The organism is Paraburkholderia sp. MM5496-R1, assembly GCF_050436205.1.
Taxonomy (GTDB): Bacteria; Pseudomonadota; Gammaproteobacteria; order Burkholderiales; family Burkholderiaceae; genus Paraburkholderia; species Paraburkholderia tuberum.
This window is the reverse complement of the sequence record NZ_JBNDLT010000002.1, coordinates 777,453-793,450: the sequence shown is the minus strand read 5'-3', so window position 1 is coordinate 793,450 and position 15,998 is coordinate 777,453. Positions and strand designations below refer to the sequence as shown.

Annotated in this window: 14 protein-coding genes; 13 read left to right on the top strand and 1 reads right to left on the bottom strand. The window is 65.6% G+C overall.

The genetic code is table 11. The annotated features are described in order from the left end of the window. The first annotated feature begins 110 nt into the window (after nt 1-110). The 7 genes from OKW38_RS10460 (at nt 111) to OKW38_RS10430 (ending at nt 8,187) form a co-directional block, all read left to right on the top strand. Nucleotides 111-2,579 (top strand): DNA polymerase III subunit gamma/tau, encoded by a 2,469-nt coding sequence (locus tag OKW38_RS10460; protein WP_429361332.1) that lies wholly within the window; start codon nt 111-113, stop codon nt 2,577-2,579. A gap of 73 nt (nt 2,580-2,652) precedes the next feature. Beyond that, nucleotides 2,653-2,979 carry a YbaB/EbfC family nucleoid-associated protein gene (locus OKW38_RS10455; protein ID WP_008923976.1) on the top strand — a complete coding sequence of 109 codons (327 nt, stop codon included), beginning with the start codon at nt 2,653-2,655 and terminating at the stop codon, nt 2,977-2,979. Between the two features lie 227 nt (nt 2,980-3,206). Then, the gene (recR, locus tag OKW38_RS10450; protein ID WP_018418135.1) at nt 3,207-3,803 is read left to right on the top strand and encodes a recombination mediator RecR; all 597 of its coding nucleotides are present in this window, start codon (nt 3,207-3,209) and stop codon (nt 3,801-3,803) included. A gap of 108 nt (nt 3,804-3,911) precedes the next feature. Beyond that, nucleotides 3,912-5,153, top strand: coding sequence for a CaiB/BaiF CoA transferase family protein (locus OKW38_RS10445; RefSeq protein WP_184028952.1), 1,242 nt, complete (start codon nt 3,912-3,914; stop codon nt 5,151-5,153). A gap of 160 nt (nt 5,154-5,313) precedes the next feature. Then, nucleotides 5,314-6,351: an ABC transporter substrate-binding protein gene (locus OKW38_RS10440; protein ID WP_018418133.1), complete on the top strand. Its 1,038-nt coding sequence runs from the start codon at nt 5,314-5,316 to the stop codon at nt 6,349-6,351. A gap of 127 nt (nt 6,352-6,478) precedes the next feature. Continuing rightward, on the top strand, nt 6,479-7,291 hold the full coding sequence (locus OKW38_RS10435; RefSeq protein ID WP_184064908.1) for an ABC transporter ATP-binding protein: 813 nt from the start codon (nt 6,479-6,481) through the stop codon (nt 7,289-7,291). A gap of 71 nt (nt 7,292-7,362) precedes the next feature. Beyond that, the gene (locus OKW38_RS10430; RefSeq protein WP_429361331.1) at nt 7,363-8,187 is read left to right on the top strand and encodes an ABC transporter permease; all 825 of its coding nucleotides are present in this window, start codon (nt 7,363-7,365) and stop codon (nt 8,185-8,187) included. Nucleotides 8,188-8,265: 78 nt separating this feature from the next. Here the strand turns inward: OKW38_RS10430 and OKW38_RS10425 are convergent, their stop codons facing one another. After that, a complete protein-coding gene (locus OKW38_RS10425; RefSeq protein WP_090804634.1) occupies nt 8,266-9,240 on the bottom strand; it encodes an NADPH:quinone oxidoreductase family protein in 975 nt (324 codons plus the stop codon). 344 nt (nt 9,241-9,584) lie between these two features. Between OKW38_RS10425 and surE the strand changes: the two genes are divergently transcribed. The 6 genes from surE (at nt 9,585) to rlmD (ending at nt 15,968) form a co-directional block, all read left to right on the top strand. Beyond that, the gene (surE, locus tag OKW38_RS10420; protein ID WP_184063695.1) at nt 9,585-10,343 is read left to right on the top strand and encodes a 5'/3'-nucleotidase SurE; all 759 of its coding nucleotides are present in this window, start codon (nt 9,585-9,587) and stop codon (nt 10,341-10,343) included. Continuing rightward, nucleotides 10,340-11,551, top strand: coding sequence for a protein-L-isoaspartate(D-aspartate) O-methyltransferase (locus tag OKW38_RS10415; RefSeq protein ID WP_429361329.1), 1,212 nt, complete (start codon nt 10,340-10,342; stop codon nt 11,549-11,551). The genes surE and OKW38_RS10415 overlap by 4 nt, the downstream gene beginning before the upstream one ends. Nucleotides 11,552-11,556: 5 nt before the next feature. Continuing rightward, nucleotides 11,557-12,507 (top strand): peptidoglycan DD-metalloendopeptidase family protein, encoded by a 951-nt coding sequence (locus OKW38_RS10410; RefSeq protein WP_429361328.1) that lies wholly within the window; start codon nt 11,557-11,559, stop codon nt 12,505-12,507. Between the two features lie 11 nt (nt 12,508-12,518). After that, complete coding sequence (rpoS, locus tag OKW38_RS10405) at nt 12,519-13,607, top strand: RNA polymerase sigma factor RpoS (protein WP_429336386.1); 1,089 nt, start codon at nt 12,519-12,521, stop codon at nt 13,605-13,607. Nucleotides 13,608-13,611: 4 nt separating this feature from the next. Next, nucleotides 13,612-14,388 (top strand): 3'-5' exonuclease, encoded by a 777-nt coding sequence (locus OKW38_RS10400; RefSeq protein WP_429336387.1) that lies wholly within the window; start codon nt 13,612-13,614, stop codon nt 14,386-14,388. Nucleotides 14,389-14,537: 149 nt separating this feature from the next. Further along, the gene (gene rlmD / locus OKW38_RS10395) at nt 14,538-15,968 is read left to right on the top strand and encodes a 23S rRNA (uracil(1939)-C(5))-methyltransferase RlmD (protein ID WP_090804646.1); all 1,431 of its coding nucleotides are present in this window, start codon (nt 14,538-14,540) and stop codon (nt 15,966-15,968) included. Nucleotides 15,969-15,998: the final 30 nt, after the last annotated feature.

The following is a 15,998-nucleotide window of genomic DNA, read 5'->3' as shown; positions in this document are numbered from 1 at the left end:
GTATTGATCGTTCGCCGTCTTCGGATGGAGCGTCGTCGTGGCCGTTTCGCGCATTTCACGCGTCTTCCCGAATCGGTTTTGCGCGCCATTGTTACTGATACAATTTCCGGATGACCTATCAAGTTCTCGCACGCAAATGGCGGCCGAAGGATTTCGCTTCGCTCGTCGGACAGGAGCACGTGGTGCGCGCGCTCACCCATGCGCTCGACGGCGGCCGTCTGCACCATGCCTATTTGTTTACAGGTACGCGCGGCGTCGGCAAGACCACGCTGTCGCGCATCTTCGCGAAGGCGCTCAATTGCGAGACCGGCGTGACGTCGACGCCGTGCGGCGTATGCCGTGCGTGTCGCGAGATCGACGAAGGGCGCTTTGTCGATTACGTCGAAATGGACGCGGCGAGTAATCGTGGCGTCGATGAAATGGCCGCGCTGCTCGAGCGCGCGGTGTACGCGCCCGTCGATGCGCGCTTCAAGGTCTACATGATCGACGAAGTGCACATGCTGACGAACCACGCGTTCAACGCGATGCTGAAGACGCTCGAAGAGCCGCCGCCGCACGTCAAGTTCATCCTCGCGACCACCGACCCGCAGAAGATTCCGGTCACCGTGCTGTCGCGCTGTCTGCAGTTCAATCTGAAGCAGATGCCGGCCGGCCATATCGTGTCGCATCTCGAACGCATTCTCGGCGAAGAGAGCGTGCCTCACGAGGCGCAGGCGTTGCGCCTGCTCGCGCGCGCGGCCGACGGTTCGATGCGCGACGCACTATCGCTGACCGATCAGGCGATCGCCTATTCGGCGAACCAGGTCAGTGAAGACGCGGTGCGCGGCATGCTCGGCGCGCTCGACCAAAGCTATCTGATCCGCCTGCTCGAGGCGCTCGCGCAGGGCGACGGCGCGGCGGTGCTGGCGGTCGCCGACGAGATGGCCTTGCGCAGCCTGTCGTTCTCGACGGCGCTGCAAGACCTGGCGAGCCTGCTGCATCGGATCGCGTGGGCGCAGTTCGCGCCTTCGTCGGTGCTCGACGAATGGCCGGAGGCGGCCGACTTGCGCCGTTTCGCCGACGCGTTGAGCGCCGAGCAGGTGCAACTGTTCTATCAGATCGCGACGATCGGCCGAAGCGAACTGGGCCTCGCGCCCGACGAATACGCGGGCTTCACGATGACGCTGCTGCGCATGCTCGCGTTCGAGCCGGCGCCGACAGGCGGCGGTGGCGGAGCGGCGGGAGCCGCTGGCACGCAGAGCGGTGCGGGCGGCGCCGGCGCCGGTGCGCAGCGCTCGGGTGCACCGACGGTTGCCGCGCTGCGCGCGCTGTCACCGTCGTCCGCGACGGCCATGGCAGCTGCTGCGCCCGTTCGCGGACCTCAGGTAGGCGTTGCCGGCGAGGAGCAGGGCGACGCGATGAAATCGACCGCGCCGACTGCAAAGCCGATCGCGAAGCCCGCAGCCGACTCCGCGCAATCTGAAGAAGCACCGCAATCGCCCAACGCCGAAGTCGCCCGCGTGACAGACGCGCCTGCCAATGCGGCAGCCCCGCTGGCGCCGTGGGAAGACGCGCCCGCGAATGCCGTCGCCACGATCGCCAGCTCGAGCGCGCCGGTCTCGAACGAAGTTTCCGACATCGCACCTTCGTCCGCACCGAGCGCGCTTGCAACTGCCGCGCCTGGTCGCGCGGAAGAGGCCACGTCACCGGAACCGGAAGCGCGGGCGGAATTGGCGGCGCCCGCAGCCGACTCCGTGCCGCGCCGCGCGGGCGGCGCCAGCGCCGCGCTCGACGTGTTGCGCAACGCCGGCATGAAAGTATCGTCCGACCGTGGCCGTGCTAACACGGAAGTGTCCGCGAAGCCGGCCGCACCCGCCGCACCGAAGCCGGCCGCACCGAAACCCGCCGCGCAGGCTGCACCCGCTCGCGACGCAAACAGCGGCGCGAGCAGCAATGCGCAGCAGAACAGCCCGTCGATCCCACCATGGGACGACATGCCGCCCGACGACTACCTGCCGTTGTCGGCCGCGGACGACGCGTACTTCATTCCGCCAGACGACGACTTCGTGCCGGTATTCGACCGCGGCCCCGACGACGTCCGCATGGACGGCGCGGCCGCGCCGTCCGCCGCGCCGGCGCCGCTCGCCGATACGCGCCCGCTGCCGCCTGCCGTGCCGCTCGATCCGCTAGGTTTCACCGGCGACTGGCCGGCGCTCGCCGTCGATCTGCCGCTGAAGGGCATCTCGTATCAGCTTGCGTTCAACAGCGAACTGATGGCGCTCGACGGCAGCACGCTGAAGCTCAACGTGCCGGTGCCGCAATACGCAGAAGCCTCACAGGTCGCTAAACTGAAGGCAGCGCTCGTCGAGCGGCTCGGCCAGAACGTCGACGTGCAGGTCGAAGTCGGCCCGGCGCGCCGTACCGCCGCCGCGCACGACGCGAAGCTGCGCGCGCAGCGCCAGCAGGAAGCCGAGCGCGAGATCAGCGCCGATCCGTTTGTGCAGTCGCTGATTCGCGAGTTCGGCGCGAGCATCGTGCCGGGCTCGATCCGCCCGATTACCCCGGACGCCGCCCCGAACGGCGCGTCGCCGGCCCACTGATCCATCGTTCGCGGCGTCGTCGCGACGCGGCGCCGGAATGCCAGATTCCACGCTATCTAGAAGGAGCACGTCCATGATGAAAGGCCAACTCGCCGGGCTGATGAAGCAAGCCCAGCAGATGCAGGAAAACATGAAGAAGATGCAGGAGCAACTCGCGCAGATCGAAGTCGAGGGGCAGTCGGGTGCCGGTCTCGTCAAGGTGACGATGACCTGCAAGAACGACGTGCGCCGCGTGTCGATCGACCCGAGCCTGCTCGCCGACGACAAGGACATGCTGGAAGATCTCGTCGCCGCCGCGTTCAACGACGCCGTGCGCAAGGCCGAGGCGACCGCGCAGGAAAAGATGGGCGGCATGACCGCCGGCCTGCCGCTGCCGCCGGGTTTCAAGCTGCCGTTCTGAACCTGTTCTGATTGAGAACGGGCTGAAGCGGGTGAGCGCCGCGGCGGTTGATTGCCGCGGTGCGAACGCAGACGCTCGCCGCCGCGCGCCGCGTGCAGGCTGGAAACATCGAACCTGCAGCCGCGCGTGAAAGCGTCGTCACGGCGTGAAAACGCGGCCCGGTTCGAGCAACACCCCCGCATCCCGATTCGCCCACGCGAGCACCACCCACGTCGACGCCGATCCGCATGAAACAACCTTCCGCCCTGTCGGCGCTCGTCGAAGCGCTACGCGCGCTGCCCGGTGTCGGGCCGAAGTCCGCGCAGCGCATGGCGTATCACCTGATGCAGCACGATCGGGAAGGCGCCGAAAAGCTCGGGCGCTCGCTGTTGTTCGCGACCGAGCATCTGCGTCACTGCGAAAAGTGCAACACATTTACCGAAGCGCAGATCTGCGAGGTCTGCCTCGATGAGGAGCGCGATCCGTCGCTGCTGTGCGTCGTCGAAACGCCGGCCGACCAGATCATGCTCGAACAGACGATGACCTATCGCGGCCTCTATTTCGTGCTGATGGGGCGGTTGAGTCCGCTCGACGGCATCGGCCCGAAGGAAATCCATTTCGACCGGCTCGTGAAGCGCGCGTCGGATGGCGTCGTCAAGGAAGTCGTGCTGGCCACCAATTTCACCAACGAGGGTGAGGCCACCGCGCATTACCTCGGACAGACGCTGAAGGCGCGCGGCCTTGCCGTGACGCGTCTCGCGCGCGGCGTGCCGGTGGGCGGCGAGCTCGAGTATGTCGACGCGGGCACGATCGCGCGCGCGATGCTCGACCGTCGTTCGATGTAGCCACGCGGCTTTCGTTGGCCGCCGCCATATCCGTCCAGGCACGCATCGTCGCAAGTCGTTGCAAACCAGACAGACCGGGTACACAACGATGCAGAACCAAGGAGACTCATGAGCGCCACCCCCGAATCAGGCGCGAGCGCCGCACCGCATGACGCGTGCGGTCCGCTCGCCGGCGTCAAGGTGCTGGAACTCGGCACGCTGATTGCCGGGCCGTTCGCCGCGCGTTTTCTCGGCGAGTTCGGCGCCGACGTCGTCAAGATCGAAGACCCCAAAGGCGGCGACCCGCTGCGCAAATGGCGCAAGCTGTACCCGGAAGTCGGCGGTACGTCGCTGTGGTGGGCCGTGCAGGCGCGCAACAAGAAGTCCGTCACGATCAACCTGAAAGCCGAAGAGGGCAAGGAGATCGTGCGGCGCCTCGCGAAAGAGGCCGATATCGTCGTCGAGAATTTCCGGCCCGGTCTGCTCGAAAAGCTCGGGCTCGGCTACGACGTGCTGTCCGCCGAGAACCCCGGCCTCGTGATGGTGCGTCTGTCGGGCTACGGCCAGACGGGCCCGTATCGCGACCGGCCCGGCTTCGGCGCGATCGCCGAGTCGATGGGCGGTCTGCGCCATATCACCGGCTATCCGGATCTGCCGCCGCCGCGCATCGGCATTTCGATCGGCGATTCGATCGCCGCGCTGCACGGTGTGATCGGCGCGCTGATGGCGCTGCATCACAAGCAGGTGAACGGCGGCAAGGGGCAGGTGGTCGACGTCGCGCTGTACGAGGCCGTCTTCAACATGATGGAAAGCGTGGTGCCCGAATACGGCGTCTACGGCATGGTGCGCGAGCGTACCGGCGCGTCTCTGCCGGGCATCGTGCCGTCGAATACGTATCCGTGCCGCGACGGCAGCATCGTGATCGGCGGCAATAGCGATCCGATCTTCAGGCGCCTGATGATCGCGATCGAACGCGACGATCTCGCCAACGATCCGGCGCTCGCGCATAACGATGGCCGCGTGCTGCGCACGCAGGAAATCGACGCCGCGATCGGCGCGTGGCTGTCCACGCGCACGATCGACGAAGCGCTCGCGGTGCTGAATGCGGCCGACGTGCCGGTGGGCCGCATCTACAGCGTCGCCGATATGTTCACCGATCCGCAGTTCATCGCGCGGCAGATGATCCAGCGGTTCAAATGGCAGGACGGCAAGGAAATCACGCTGCCCGCGGTTACGCCGAAGCTGTCGGCGACGCCCGGTGAGACGCGCTGGCTGGGGCCAGAACTGGGTGAACATACCGATGAAGTCCTGCAATCGCTAGGTTATGATGCTGACGGCATCGCGCGGTTGCGGGCGCAACAGATCGTCTGATGCGCACAGCGCAACGCATAGAGAAAGGCGCGTAAAGCGCGGCGCTGACGCACGATTCGCGCCTTGCGACCGGCAGCCCCACACCGTGGCCAAGCGCTTGCGCCACGCGCGCACGGGCGGTCAAAAAGCCGGACTACAAAAAATCTGGAGACAACGGACCATGCAACGCAGAACCTTCCTCGCCGGCGGTGCGGCGCTCGCGGGCGCCTCGCTCGCGGCCACGCCGTTCGCTTTCGCGCAGGGCAAGCCCGAGACCACCAAGGTCGCCATCGCGGTCGGCGGCAAGAACCTGTTCTACTACCTGCCGCTGACGATCGCCGAGCGCCGCAACTACTTCAAGGACGAGGGGCTCGAAGTCGAGATTTCCGACTTCGCGGGCGGCTCGCAGGCGTTGAAGGCGGCAGTCGGCGGAAGCGCCGACGTGGTCTCCGGCGCGTTCGAACACACGCTGCTGTTGCAGGCGCAAAAGCAGATGTTCCGCGAATTCGTGCTGCAGGGCCGCGCGCCGCAGATCGTGCTCGCGGTGTCGAAGAAGACGATGCCGAACTATAAGTCGATCGCCGATCTGAAGGGCAAGAAGATCGGCGTGACCGCGCCGGGTTCGTCGACGTCGATCATGGCGAGCTTCGTCCTCGCGAAAGCGGGGCTCAGTCCGAAGGACGTCGCGTTCATCGGCGTGGGCGCCGGTGCCGGCGCGATCGCCGCGCTGCAGTCCGGGCAGATCGACGCGATCGCCAATCTCGATCCGGTCGTCACGCGCCTCGAGCGCGCCGGCGACGTGCGCGTCGTGTCGGATACCCGCACGCTCACCGATACGCACATCGTGTTCGGCGGCGACATGCCGGCGGGCTGCCTGTACGCATCGCAGTCGTTCATCACGAAGAACCCGAACACCACGCAGGCGCTGACCAATGCGATGGTGCGCGCGCTCAAGTGGCTGCAGAACGCGAGCGGCAGCGAACTGATCAACACGGTGCCGGAGAGCTATCTGCTCGGCGACCGCGCGCTCTATCTCGACGCGTGGCAGCACGTGCGCGAAGCGATGTCGCCCGACGGCCTGATGCCCGCCGACGGTCCCGCGACGTCGCTGAAGACGCTGAAAGCGTTCGATCCGGTGATCCAGAACGCGCAGATCGATCTGTCGAAGACGTGGACCAACGACTTCGTGAAGAAGGCGCTCGCGACCGTCAAGGCATAAACGACGCGGCGCGCGCACAGGCGCATCGAATGGGACGTGGACAGGGCGATTCGCCGCGTCCACAGCCGTCGCCCCAGCGTCGCCGCGACAACTCCCCGCTAACCCGATTCCCGAAGCGAGCCGTACGATGACCGTTGCTGCCCTGGCGCTCGAAAACATCACCTGCACGTTCGCCGCGCGTGACAACCGCGCACAGCGCTACACGGCAGTTAAGGACACGACGCTGCGCATCGAGCCCGGCGAATTCGTGTCGGTCGTCGGGCCGACTGGCTGCGGCAAGTCCACGCTGCTGAACATCGGCGCGGGGCTGCTCCAGCCGTCGGCGGGCGGCGTCAGCGTGTTCGGCGAACAGCTCAGTGGCCTGAATCGCCGTGCGGGCTATATGTTCCAGGCAGATGCGCTGATGCCGTGGCGCTCGGCGCTCGACAACGTGATGGCCGGCCTGTCGTTTCACCGCGTGCCGGCCTCGGAAGCGCGCGCGAAGGCCGAAGAGTGGTTGAAGCGTGTCGGTCTCGGCGGCTTCGGCGACCGCTATCCGCATCAGCTGTCGGGCGGCATGCGCAAGCGCGTCGCGATGGCGCAGACGCTGATCCTCGACCCCGACATCATCCTCATGGACGAGCCGTTTTCCGCGCTGGATATTCAAACGCGGCAGTTGATGGAAAACGAGCTGCTCGATCTCTGGGCCGCGAAGCGCAAGGCCGTGCTGTTCATTACGCACGATCTCGACGAAGCGATCGCGATGTCGGACCGCGTGGTGGTACTGTCGGCCGGGCCTGCGACGCATCCGATCGGCGAGTTCCGGATCGATCTGCCGCGGCCGCGCGATGTCGCCGAAATCCGTTCGCATCCGCGCTTCGTCGAGTTGCATGCGCAGCTCTGGGGAGTGCTGCGCGACGAGGTGCTCAAGGGTTATCAGCAGCAACTGACCGCTGTTTAAATGTGCCGCGCATGCCCGCCTGCGCATCGAAAAGAAGACGTGTTCAATAATCGTCCAAGGCAAACCAACTTATGTGGAAGACGTTGCGCCCGAGCCGGGCGAATCTGGTGATCTGGCAGTGGCTGCTGCTCGTGCTGTGCTTCGTGCTGTGGTACGTGCTGACGAGCCCGACGCTGATACCGCCGTTCTATTTCGACGATCCGAACAAGGCGGCGTTTTTCTTTGGCGAGCCGCAGAAAGTACTGCAGCGGATCTGGGAATGGTTCACGGGCGGCGAGATCTATCTGCATCTGTGGATCACGCTCGTCGAGACCGTGCTCGCGTTCGTCTTTGGCACCATGATCGGGCTCGGCGTCGGCCTGTGGCTCGCGCTCGCGCCGACCGCGAGCGCGCTGTTCGATCCGTACGTGAAGGCCGCGAACTCGATGCCGCGCGTGATTCTCGCGCCGATCTTCGGCGTATGGTTCGGCCTCGGCATCTGGTCGAAGGTCGCGCTCGGCGTCACGCTGGTGTTCTTCATCGTGTTCTTCAACGTCTACCAGGGCGTGAAGGAAGTGAGCCCGGTCGTGCTCGCGAACGCGCGCATGCTCGGCGCGAACCGCAAACAGCTGCTGCGTTTTGTCTATCTGCCGAGCGCGATGAGCTGGGTGTTTTCGAGCCTGCATACGTCGGTGGGGCTTGCGTTCGTCGGCTCGGTGGTGGGCGAGTATCTGGGCTCGGCGCGCGGCGTCGGCTATCTGATCCTGCAGGCCGAGGGCACCTTCGATATCAACACGGTGTTCGCGGGGATTCTGGTGTTGACCGCGTTCGCGCTGATTCTCGATGCGATCGTCGGGACCGCGGAGCGGCGTTTGATGAAGTGGCAGCCGCGCACCGGGGATACAGAGAAGTTGTGAACCTGGATCGCAAGCGGCGCGGCGGCCGAAATCGCAGTCGGCCGCCGCGCCGTTTTTGATGCTGCTTTATGGGTTGTGCTACGGCGTGATGACCACCTTGCCGATCACGCGGCGCTCGGCCATGTCGCGCAACGCGCGGCCGGTGTCGTCGAGCGAGTAGCGGGCCGACACGTAGGGCTTGAGCTTGCCTTCACGAATCCAGCCGGTCATCTGCTCGAATGCCGCGCGATTGCGCTGCGGCTCACGCTTTGCGAAGTCGCCCCAGAACACGCCGACCACGCTTGCGCCCTTGAGCAACATCAGGTTCAGCGGCAGCCTTGGAATCTCGCCATTCGCAAAGCCGACCACCAGATAACGCCCCCTCCAGCCGATGCTGCGAAACGCCGGCTCCGCATACACGCCGCCGACCGGGTCGTAGATCACGTCCGGACCTTTGCCGTCGGTGAGCGCCTTGATGCGCTCGCGCAGATCCTCGGTGTTGTAGTTGATCGTCGCGTCCGCGCCGTGCTTCACGCAGGTCGCGAGCTTTTCGTCGCTCGATGCCGCCGCGATCACGCGCGCGCCGAGCGCCTTGCCGATTTCGACCGCCGCCAGCCCGACTCCGCCGGCCGCGCCGAGCACGAGCATCGTCTCGCCCGGCTGCAGCGCGCCGCGATCGACCACCGCGTGATGCGAGGTGCCATACGCGAGCGTGAACGCGGCCGCGAGTTCGAACGACACGTCATCGTCGAGCGGCACGCAGGCCGCGGCGGGCGCAAGCGCCTGCTCGGCAAAACCGCCGGAGCCGGTGAACGCGGCCACGCGCGAACCAGGCTTGAACTGCGTGACGCCTTCGCCCACCGCGCGCACGATGCCCGCGGCTTCCGAACCGGGCGTGAACGGCAGCGGCGGCTTGAACTGGTATTTGTTCTCGATGATCAGCACGTCGGGAAAATTGACGGCCGCGGCCTTCACGTCGATCACGACGTGGCCAGGCGGCGCTTCGAGATCCGCCAGGTTGTCGACGACCAGGCTCTCGGGCGGCCCGTACTGCTTGCAGCGAATCGCGCGCATCGTGTCTCCGTATCGTTCAGGGTTGGCACTGTTTTCGAGTGTAAAACAAAGCGCACGACCGTGCGATTTATTGCGCTGCGGGTTACGACGTGCAGCGCGCTTTCGATGCGTCGCGCGCGCTTCTCGCGCAAGCCGTATTGCATTGCACAGCGCGAAGTACGCACAGGATGCCGATTCATCGACGGGCGCGCACGGCCGCGCGTTCAGTGCGAAGCAGCATCTTTGCGTTCGATACGAGCATCCGCGCAACTGGAAAACACTGGCTCGCACGACGCTTGTGCACGCCACGCAGACACGCCGTCCATGTCGTTCGCGTGCCATCTTTCCTCGGTTACAATCGGCGCATGCGAATCCTACTCAGCAACGACGACGGTTATCTGGCGCCGGGCCTCGCCGCGCTTTACGAAGCGCTGAAGCCGATCGCCAACGTCACCGTGATGGCTCCCGAACAGAACTGCAGCGCCGCGTCGAATTCCCTGACGCTGTGGCGGCCGCTGTCGGTCCTGCGTTCGGCGAACGGTTTCTACTACGTGAACGGCACGCCGACCGACTCGGTGCACATCGCACTGACCGGCATGCTCGACCATACACCGGACCTGGTCGTGTCGGGTATCAACAACGGCCAGAACATGGGCGACGACACGCTGTATTCCGGCACCGTCGCAGCCGCCACCGAAGGCATCATGTTCGGGGTGCCGGCCATCGCGTTCTCGCTCGTCGACAAGGACTGGGCGCATCTCGAAGACGCGGCCCGCGTTGCCGCCGAAATCGTCGCGCATTATCTCGCGCGGCCGTTGCCGGGACATCCGCTGCTGAACGTCAATATCCCTAACCTGCCGTATGACGAACTGCGCGGCTGGCAGATCACGCGACTCGGCAAACGTCATCCGTCGCAGCCGGTGATCCGCCAGACCAATCCGCGCGGCGAACCGATCTATTGGATCGGCGCCTCGGGCCAGGCGCGCGACGCGAGCGAAGGCACGGACTTCCATGCGGTGGCCAACGGCGCCGTGTCGATCACGCCGCTGCAGCTCGATCTGACCTACACGCAAATGCTGCCTGCGGCGCGCGACTGGCTACGCGCCGGGAGCGGCAGTTCATGACCGGCGAGCGCGCGAAGCGCTTTCCGTTAGGTCTCGAGGACCTGGTGCGCGAACCGCGCCGGCCCGAGGGACGTCCGGGTGAGATGCGCGCGGCGGCGCTCGCGGCGAGCGCGGCGTTGAACGCACGGCAGCAGTCGGCGAAACCGACGCAGGGCGGCGCGGCCGCACGGGCGCAAGCGAGGAACTCAGTTGCTGCGCAATCTACGCCGGCGACGCGACCCCAGGTGATTCCCCAGGCGAAGACGCAAAGCGCTTCGTTCGGTACGTCAACGGCGGCGACCGGTGCAATGCCGCCAAAGCCGCAGGCCGCGCCAGTCGCAAAGACAACGGCGAGCTCGTTGGCTGGTGCATTGGCGGGGCAGCCTGTCAAGCAAGCACCAAAGTCGTCGGTCAAGCCAGGCAAAAACTCGACGCATGCGTCTGGCCACAGCGCACGCGCGACGCCATCGCCACTCCAGTCGCAACTGCAGCAAAGCGCGAAACCCGCGCCGAACGCCGCGTTGGCCGGTGCAATGAGCGGCGCATTCGGCGGCGCGACCAGCGGCGCGATGAACAACGCCTTGGCGCTGACCTCGGAACGGGTTCGCGAACGCATGGTCGAACGCGTGCGAGCCAATGGCGTCAGCGATCAGCGTGTGCTGAACGCGATGGCGGCGGTGCCGCGCCACATGTTCGTCGATCCGGGTCTTGCGGCCCAGGCGTACGAAGATGCCGCGCTGCCGATCGGTCATCACCAGACTATCTCGAAGCCGTCGGTGGTTGCGCGAATGATCGAACTCGCCGCGGCCGGGCGCGCGCTGAACACGGTGCTCGAAATCGGCACCGGTTGCGGCTATCAGGCGGCGGTGCTGAGCCAGGTCGCACGCGAGGTTTATTCGATCGAACGCATCAAGCCGCTGTCCGAGCGCGCGAAGACGAATCTGCGTCCGCTGCGCATTCCGAATATCCGGCTGCATTACGGCGACGGGCGGCTCGGTTTGCCGTCGGCGGCCCCGTTCGACGCGATCGTGATCGCGGCGGCCGGGCTCGACGTGCCACAGGCGTTGCTCGAGCAGCTTGCGATCGGCGGACGTCTGGTTGCGCCGGTCGGCTCGCAGGAAGGACAGAGCCAGGTGCTGACGCTGATCGAGCGCCTCGGCCCCGCGCAATGGCGCGAGTCGCGGCTTGATCGCGTTTTCTTTGTACCCTTAAAATCCGGAGTGATTTGACACCGATGAGTATGTTGCGCGCGATGCAGAGAACCACCCCGAATACCCCCCTGACCGTAACCCAGCGCAGCGTGTGCGTGCTCGCCTTGTCCCTGTTGATGACGGCCTGTGCATCCCGGCTCGACCAGGCGCCCGTCGTCGACCGCTCCGGCGGCGGCACGCTCGCCACCGCGCAGGGCGCGGCGCAACCGGCGGTGCCGCTCGGCCCGCCGCCGCCCGGCTACTATCGCGTGAAGCCGGGCGATACGCTGTACCGCATTGCGCTCGAAAACGGCCAGAATTACCGCGACATCTCGACGTGGAACAACCTGACCAACCCGAATCAGATCGAAGTCGACCAGCTGCTGCGCGTCGTGCCGCCGGGCGCGAATACCGCGGCCATGACGCCGGGCGTGTCGACCGCGCCGATCGGCAGCACGGGCGCGGTGCAAAGCGCACCGCTGAACAACAACGCGCCGGCCGTGGTCGGCGCCGCGATGCCGCCGCTCTACGGCGGCGCGACGAACGGTACGCCCGTGAATGGTGCGGTAGCTGCGCCTCCGGCCAATCCCTCTGCGGCGAGCGCCGACGTCGGCAGCGCCGCGGCAGGCAACGTAGCATTTGCATGGCCGGTGCGCGGTCCGCTGCTCAACACGTTCAACGACTCGACCAACAAGGGCGTCAATATCGGCGGCTCGGCGGGCGAGCCGGTTAAAGCGTCAGCCGATGGTCGCGTCGTCTATGCCGGAAATGGGCTGCGTGGTTACGGCAATCTCATTATCATCAAGCATGATGCAACTTATCTCACCGCGTATGCACACAACCGCGCTTTGATGGTAAAAGAGGGGGACGCGGTTACGAAGGGGCAGAAGATCGCAGAGATGGGCAATAGCGATTCCGACCGTGTGATGTTGCATTTCGAAGTTCGCCGACAGGGTAAACCAGTCGACCCACTGAAGTATTTGCCGCCGCAATAAGCGATACGACCATGCCGAAATCGAAGCGCCGCCCGCCGCAAGCCGAGTCTGAGACGATCAGCGAAGTCACGTCTGCCGCAGTGGACGAAAGCGGCGCTTCGGAAGTGGAAGAAGAGGTCGCGGAGGAGCGCGATCCCGACGAACGCCAGAGCGGCCTCGACGAAAGCGAGAGCGCTGACGCGCGCGAAACCACCGGCGAGGCGCCGCCCGACGCCGACGATTTCCGCGCACTGCTGCAGGCCGAACTCACGGCCGACACGATCCAGCATTATCTGAATCGCATCAGCGTGAAGCCGTTGCTCACCGTCGAGGAAGAGCAGAAATATTCGCGCCTTGCCAAGGCCGGCGAGTTCGAAGCGCGGCAGGTGATGATCGAGCGCAATCTGCGGCTGGTCGTCAGCATTGCCAAGGGTTATCTGAATCGCGGCGTGCCGCTGCTCGATCTGATCGAGGAGGGCAACCTCGGCCTCATGCACGCAATCGAAAAATTCGATCCGACGCGCGGCTTCCGTTTCTCGACCTACGCGACGTGGTGGATCCGTCAGAGCATCGAGCGCGCGATCATGAACCAGGCGCGTACGGTGCGATTGCCCGTGCATGTGATTCGTGAGCTCAACCAGGTGTTGCGCGCGAAGCGCCATCTGGAAAAGAACTCGATGAATTCGGGGGAGGCGGCCGAGCGCCGCGACGCGAGCATCGACGACATCGCTTATCTGACCGGCAAGACCACCGACGAAGTCACCGACATCCTCGCGCTGAACGAGCACACCGCCTCGCTCGATGCGCCGCTCGATCTCGATCCGGCGAGCAGCCTGCTCGATCTGCTGTCGGACGACCAGAGCCAGTCGCCAGACGCCGAAGTGCAGCATCGCGAGCTCGAAACACTGACACGCGCATGGCTCGCGCGTTTGTCGGACAAGCACCGCCATGTGATCGAGCGGCGCTTCGGTCTGAATCACATCGAGCCCGCCACGCTCGAGGAGCTGGCCGACGAAATGGGCCTCACGCGCGAGCGTGTGCGCCAGATCCAACAGGAAGCGTTGGTGCGACTGAAGCGCTTCTTTGCCTCAAACGGTGTCCGCAAAGACGCCGTTCTCTGACCTGATGACACCGATTCTTGTTTTCGACATCGAGACGATTCCCGATGTCGCCGGCATCCGCCGGCTTGAAGATTTGCCCGCGTCGATGAGCGACGCCGACGTCGCCGAGCACGCGTTCGCCGCACGCCGCGAAAAAACTGGCAGCGATTTTCTGCCGCATCACCTCCAGCGGGTCGCGGCGATTTCCTGCGTGTTCCGCGACAACAACGGTTTTCGCGTGCGCTCGCTCGGTACGCCCGAGGACGGCGAGGCGACGCTCGTGCAGTCGTTCTATCGCGTGATCGAAAAGTACACGCCGCAACTCGTGTCGTGGAACGGCGGCGGTTTCGATCTGCCGGTGCTCAACTACCGCGCGCTCGTCAACGGCATCCCCGCCTACCGGTTCTGGGATCTCGGCGAGGACGACCGCGACTTCAAGTGGAACAACTACATCAGCCGCTACCACGCGCGACACACCGATCTGATGGACGTGCTCGCGATGTACCAGGCGCGCGCGAACGCGCCGCTCGACGCGCTCGCGAAGATGTGCGGCTTTCCGGGCAAGATGGGCATGGACGGCAGTCAGGTGTGGCAGGCGTTCCAGCAAGGGCGTATCGAGGAAATCCGCAATTACTGCGAGACCGACGTCGTCAATACGTACCTGCTGTATTGCCGCTTCCAACTGATGCGCGGTGGCTTTTCGCCGTCGGAGTATGCTGACGAGATCAACCTCGTGAAGAACGCGCTCGCGCTGGAAGGCGCGCCGCAGTGGGCCGAGTATCTGGCGGCGTTCGAGCAGTAAGCGCGCGCGAGCAGAGCCTGCGCCGGGGAGTCGCAATCCGGGCCGCGATCCGCACTCGCTCCGCGTGTGGTCCGCACCGCATCGCAGGCAAGCCCGGCGCTTCGTCTACAATCTCGCCTTTCCCCCATAGTTTGTCAGGAAGTCCGCAGGTGTCCCGAACTGCCCCCCAACGTCGCTCGCCGCGGCGCTCATCGAAGCATGCCAGGGCGCACGCCCCGGCGCCGGCGCCCGTCATTACCGGCAACGAACCGCTGATCGAAATCGTTTCGCTCGATATGGAAGCGCGCGGCGTGGGCCGCACCACGAGCGAAGACGGCACGCCGGGCAAGGTCGTGTTCGTCGAAGGCGCGCTGCCGGGTGAACTCGTCAGTTATTCGACGCATCGCAGCAAGCCGAAATTCGAGCAGGCCGAAGTCGTCCAGGTGTTCCGCGAAAGCGTGATCCGCACGACGCCGAAATGCACGTACTTCAACATCTGCGGCGGCTGCTCGATGCAGCATCTCGACATGCGCGCGCAGGTGGCGGTCAAGCAGCGCGTGCTCGAGGACAGCCTGCAGCATCTGGCGAAGCTGCGCCCCGAAACGGTGTTCCGGCCGATTCACGGGCCGTCCTGGGGTTATCGCTATCGCGCGCGGCTCGCGGTGCGCTACCTGCCGGAGCGCGGCGGCATGCGCATCGGCTTTCACGAGAAGAAGAGCAGCTATATCGCCGACATGAAGACCTGCGAGGTGCTGCCGCCGCATGTGTCGGCGATGCTGATGCCGCTGCGTTTCATGGTCCGCAAGCTGTCTATCTACGACCGCATGCCGCAGCTCGAGCTCGCGGTCGGCTCGTCGGTCACGGCGCTCGTCGTGCGCAACCTCGAACCGCTGACGGCCGGGGACGAGCAGGTGCTGCGCGAGTTCGCGGACGAGCACAAGGTGCAGTTCTGGATCCAGCCGGGCGGTCCCGACACGGTCACGCCGCTTTATCCTCTCGACGTGCAGCTCGACTACACGCTGCCCGAATACGGCATCCGTATGCCGTTCAAGCCAACTGATTTCACCCAGGTCAATCACGCGATCAACCGCGTGCTGGTGAGCCGCGCGCTGCGCCTGCTGGCGCCGGCACGCACCGACCGCGTGCTCGACCTGTTCTGCGGGATCGGCAACTTCACGCTGCCGCTCGCGCGAATCTCGCGGGAAGTGGTCGGCATCGAGGGTAGCGAAGTGCTGACCCAGCGCGCGCTCGCGAATGCGGAGCTGAATGGCGTCGCCGGGCATACGTCGTTCGCGTGCCGCAACCTGTTCGAAGTCACCGCCGACGACTTGCGCGCGCTCGGCCAGTTCGACAAGTTCCTCGTCGATCCGCCGCGCGAAGGCGCACTCGCGATCGCGAAGGCGCTCGCGGAGATCGCGCAGAGCGGCAACGGGCCGCTGCCGACGCGCATCGTCTATGTGTCGTGCGCGCCGGCCACGCTCGCGCGCGATGCCGGGCTGCTCGTGCATGAGGCCGGCTATCGGCTGGTGGGCGCGGGCGTCGTCAATATGTTCCCGCATACGTCGCACGTGGAATCGATTGCGCTGTTCGAGCGCGATTGAGTCTCGCGGCGCGCATAAACGAAAACGCCA